The following is a 3,806-nucleotide window of genomic DNA, read 5'->3' as shown; positions in this document are numbered from 1 at the left end:
GGGCGCGCCGGTGCCGACGGCGACGGTTCTCGTGCCGAGGCCCGCGCAGGCGCGGCAGATCCCCGGCCGGGGCACCGGGTCGTGGCAGCGGCCGCACTCGGCGTACGGCGTCGGCGGGGGCGCCGGGCGTTCCGGCGGCAGCTTGCGTTGCAGGCGATCCCGGAGGATCGCCGCCGGGGAGTGCATCGGCTGCGGCAGCCCGGGGAGCAGGGCCTGGGCCAACTCGGCCTCGTTGCTGCCCCGTTCCAGCCATCGGGCGACGAGTGGTGCCAGCGTCTGCGCCTCGGCCTCGCCGAGGCGCAGACGCGGTTCGGGCCGGATCACCCGGAACAGCGTGGCCACGGCCGCCCGCGTCCGTTCATCCGGGAGGGTGGGTTCTTGCTCCGGGTCCTTTACGGGAGGGGTGACAGAGCCGCCGGTCCCTCGCCCACCGGAGGCCGGGCGGGGGACAGTCGGTGCCGACTGCGGGGTGTCGAAGACATGGGCCTCGGACCGCACGGTGCCGTTGGACATCCGGACCGTGTCGACGCGGTAGTACCCGGCGTCCTTCAGCTCCTTGAGCGCCCGCCGGACGGCGCCCCGGCCCTGCGGACTGCTGTCCGCCATCTGCCGTCCGTCCTCCCGCCACCCGTCGGGGCGGGAGAGCAGGTCGGCGAGGAGGCCCCGGGCGGTGTAACTGAGCCGACGGTCCTGCAACAGGCCGTTCGGAAGGACGGTGAACGCGCGCGTGTGAACGCTACGATGAATCTGCATCTGGAGTTGCTGCTCCTGGTGCCCGACCCCGGGGTGTTCCAGCACCGCCGGGGTCTCCTATGTTCTGTTGATGATGCGGAAAGTAGCACATCGACTACGAAGAGTGCGAACCGTTGAGCGCGGCGAGCGTCCGCGTACCGTGCCACGGGGCGGTCGACTGACGCGTAGTCGAGGCGGTCAGAACTGCCGAGCGAGTCGATGCGGGCCGAGGAAATAGGACAGGGCGGCGTGCGACGGTCCGTCCGGGACCCCGCCGTTCGTCAGCAGCTTCACCACTTCGCTTTCGGGTACCCACTCCACGCGGGTCGCCTCGGACACGTCCTCGGGGTCGCCGACCCGGGTGCAATCCGTGACGTGGTAGGTGTGGAAGTGGGCGTCGCCGATGCCGGCCATGGCGTCGTACTCGGTCAACAGCTCGACCCGGCCGGGACGCCAACCGGTCTCCTCCTCGACCTCGCGGACGATGGCCGCCGCCGGCTCCTCGCCAGGCTCGGCCCATCCGGCCGGTACCTCCCAGCCCCAGTGGCCGGTGATGAACCGGTGCCGGTAGAGGAGGAGGAACTCGCCGGCCTCGTTGGTGACGACGGCGGTGGTCGAGGCGCGGGGGTAGCGGACGACGTGATGGTCGATCCGGCCGACACCGGGGATCTCGACGTCATCGAGCCAGACCTCGACCCACGGGCTCCCGTAGACTTGCCGACGCCCGAACACCTCCCATTCCACGGGCAGTTCCTCCCTCACGCGCGCACCAGTTGCCTTCCCGACTCTCTCACGCGTGCGGCGAGCTCCCGTACAGGTCTCTCGGCCGACCAGGGCGACAGGGATACCTGGAGCGCCTGGGCGCGCAGGACGATCGGCTGGATGATACTGGCCCGTGCCAGGTCGAGGGCGGAGTGTGCCGTGACACACGCGGCTTCGAAGTCGCCTTGGGCGAGCCGCACCTCGGCGAGGTCGAAGGTGAGGACGGCCCTCCCCTTGAGATCGGCAACTGCCCGGCGGCCGATGGCGGTCTCAAGTAGGTGGCTGGCAGCGTCATGCTCACCAAGGTGTGCGTACGTCTCGCCGGCGAGACCGTCCAGCCGTGGTGCGGTGAAGAAGTCGAGGCCGCCGATCGTGCCGTCCTCCGCGAGGTCGAGGTGATGCGCGGCTTGGTCGAGTGCGGCCAGTGCTGCGCCCCGGTCACCGCCTGCGGCAAGCACGCGAGCGAGATTGGCGGCGATCCAGGCACGACGCCGGGGTGCTGCGGTCTCGCCGTGCACGGCGGCCTGCCGAAGGAGCGTGGCAGCGGTATCGCGCCGCCCGGCTGTGTACTCGACGATGCTCTGCATGGTGAGGAGCCACGCGGTGAGATCATCTGCTTCCCCCTCACCTGCAGCGACGGCGCCGAGGTGGAAGTGCGCTTCACTGCGGCTCCGGTCGCCGAGGTCGTGGTGGGCCAGTCCCAAAAGGCCGGCGATGGCAGCCAGTATCCGTACGCCACGGCGCCGGGCGGTGAGGGACTGCGGGCGAGCGAGCAGCTCGTGTACGCCGGCCAGTTGCCGTTGAAGGATGGGCACGGACTCGGTGGGTACGGTCGACGGGTAGCGGTAGGCCACATCGGCGACAGCCGCTTCCAGGTGTGTCAGGGCGGCGTCGGACGTGGTGGATCGGGACAGCATGTCAAGGACTTGCCAGGTCTAGGGTGCGGTGGCCGGCTGGTAGCCGGCGGGGCCGGTCGCCGCCTCCCATGACCGGTCGGCCAGGCCGAGCATCCAGCCGGGGACGTGCAGGCCGTCGGCAATCCGCTCGATCACATCCATGCTGGAGACTTCCCGCGGCCCGCTCGTGATCTCCGTGACACGGCTGGTCGAGAGGCCGGTGCGCCGGGCAATCTGAGCCGGCCCGATACCTGCCTGCCTCGCGATGGCCCGGAAAACGGGACCGATCTGCCTGCTCGCGCATGCCGCCACGAAAGTCGGGTCGGTCAGCAGTCGTTCGGGGAGCGGTTCCGGCGCGGGCAAGCGGGCCTCCCTGGGCGATGGTGCCACGAGGGTGCCGGCCGTGGTGACTACACGAAGGCTCCACGGTGGGTACTCACCGTGACCCTGGTGGCAGTCCCGGCAATGCTCGATGCTCTATCCGTGACCATGCGTCAGCACCCAGCGCGGCGGCGAGGATGTCGTCTTGGTCTCGGTTGGCCGCTCTGTCGCCCTCTAACGCACTCCCCTCCGCCCCTTGAGGTGCTCCCCCATGCTCAAGACCCACCAGCCGCCCCGGACGTTCGTCGCGCGCCTCGACTCGCGGGCTGAATCCACGCCCCTCGCGCGGTACTTGCTTCGGGCCTACCTCTCCGGCTTGCCCTCCGGGGACCGCTACCGCGATACCGCCGAGCTGCTGCTGGGCGAGCTGTTCGCCAACGCCGTCCAGCACTCCGACGCGCCCGCCGACCGCCACATCGAGGTCCGCTTCGCCCTCGTAGACTCCCACCTGCGCCTCGAAGTCCACGACGCCGGCACCACCCGCCCCTCCCTCCGTATCGCCGCCCCGGACGACGAGCACGGGCGCGGCCTGTTCCTCGTCGACGAGCTCGCCGAACGCTGGGGCTGCGCCTCCCGGCCCTGCGGCATCGGCAAGTTCGTCTGGGCCCTCGTCGCCCCTGCCACCACCCTCGCCTGAAAGCCCGATCCCCGATGCACCTCGCCACCCTCGCCCGCCACACCCTCTCCCGTGGCGCCACCCCGGCCGCGACCTACGCCCTGATCGCCCGCCTGGGCCACCGCCCCCTGCCCGTCGCCCGCGGACCGAGAGGGCGAGATGACCACCACCCGGCGTACGGGAGGCCGGCCAACGTCGAGCCGCACAGCGCGTCGTGCACGTCCGCGCGGGGGTAGCCGGACGACACTGCATCAGTTCCGACCGCCTCCAGCATGGCGCTATCCCTCCTCCCACTTCTGCGTAGGAAGTCGGCCAGGCCGACTTCCTACGCAGAAGTGGCAGCGCACGATGCCGTCTCCGCTTCGGCAAGGCCGAAGCGGAGACGGACGGTGAGGCGAAGTGAGGGCTGCTCGGCGGTG

The 3,806-nt window shown here is 70.8% G+C and carries 6 protein-coding genes; 2 read left to right on the top strand and 4 right to left on the bottom strand.

Features of this window, described 5'->3' with window-relative positions; all coding sequences use genetic code 11:
• From KS423_RS40740 to KS423_RS40725, 4 genes are all read right to left on the bottom strand, one after another.
• Positions 1–798: helix-turn-helix domain-containing protein (locus KS423_RS40740; protein WP_224284769.1), on the bottom strand; the 798-nt coding region annotated here is incomplete at its 3' end.
• A 132-nt stretch (positions 799–930) separates the two neighbouring features.
• Entirely contained in the window at positions 931–1,476 is a 546-nt protein-coding gene (locus tag KS423_RS40735; RefSeq protein WP_224284768.1) for an NUDIX hydrolase, read from the bottom strand.
• A gap of 14 nt (positions 1,477–1,490) precedes the next feature.
• A complete protein-coding gene (locus KS423_RS40730; RefSeq protein WP_224284767.1) occupies positions 1,491–2,411 on the bottom strand; it encodes a hypothetical protein in 921 nt (306 codons plus the stop codon).
• Between the two features lie 18 nt (positions 2,412–2,429).
• On the bottom strand, positions 2,430–2,753 hold the full coding sequence (locus KS423_RS40725; RefSeq protein ID WP_224284766.1) for a helix-turn-helix transcriptional regulator: 324 nt from the start codon (positions 2,751–2,753) through the stop codon (positions 2,430–2,432).
• 229 nt (positions 2,754–2,982) lie between these two features.
• Here KS423_RS40725 and KS423_RS40720 point away from each other — a divergent pair, with 229 nt between their 5' ends.
• Complete coding sequence (locus KS423_RS40720) at positions 2,983–3,408, top strand: ATP-binding protein (protein ID WP_224284765.1); 426 nt, start codon at positions 2,983–2,985, stop codon at positions 3,406–3,408.
• A 14-nt stretch (positions 3,409–3,422) separates the two neighbouring features.
• Positions 3,423–3,623, top strand: coding sequence for a hypothetical protein (locus KS423_RS40715; RefSeq protein WP_224284764.1), 201 nt, complete (start codon positions 3,423–3,425; stop codon positions 3,621–3,623).
• Positions 3,624–3,806: the final 183 nt, after the last annotated feature.

Source organism: Streptomyces sp. LS1784 (assembly GCF_020103755.1).
Lineage (GTDB): Bacteria > Actinomycetota > Actinomycetes > Streptomycetales > Streptomycetaceae > Kitasatospora.
Note: the sequence above shows the minus strand (reverse complement) of the source record. Positions and strands in the feature narration are given on the sequence as shown.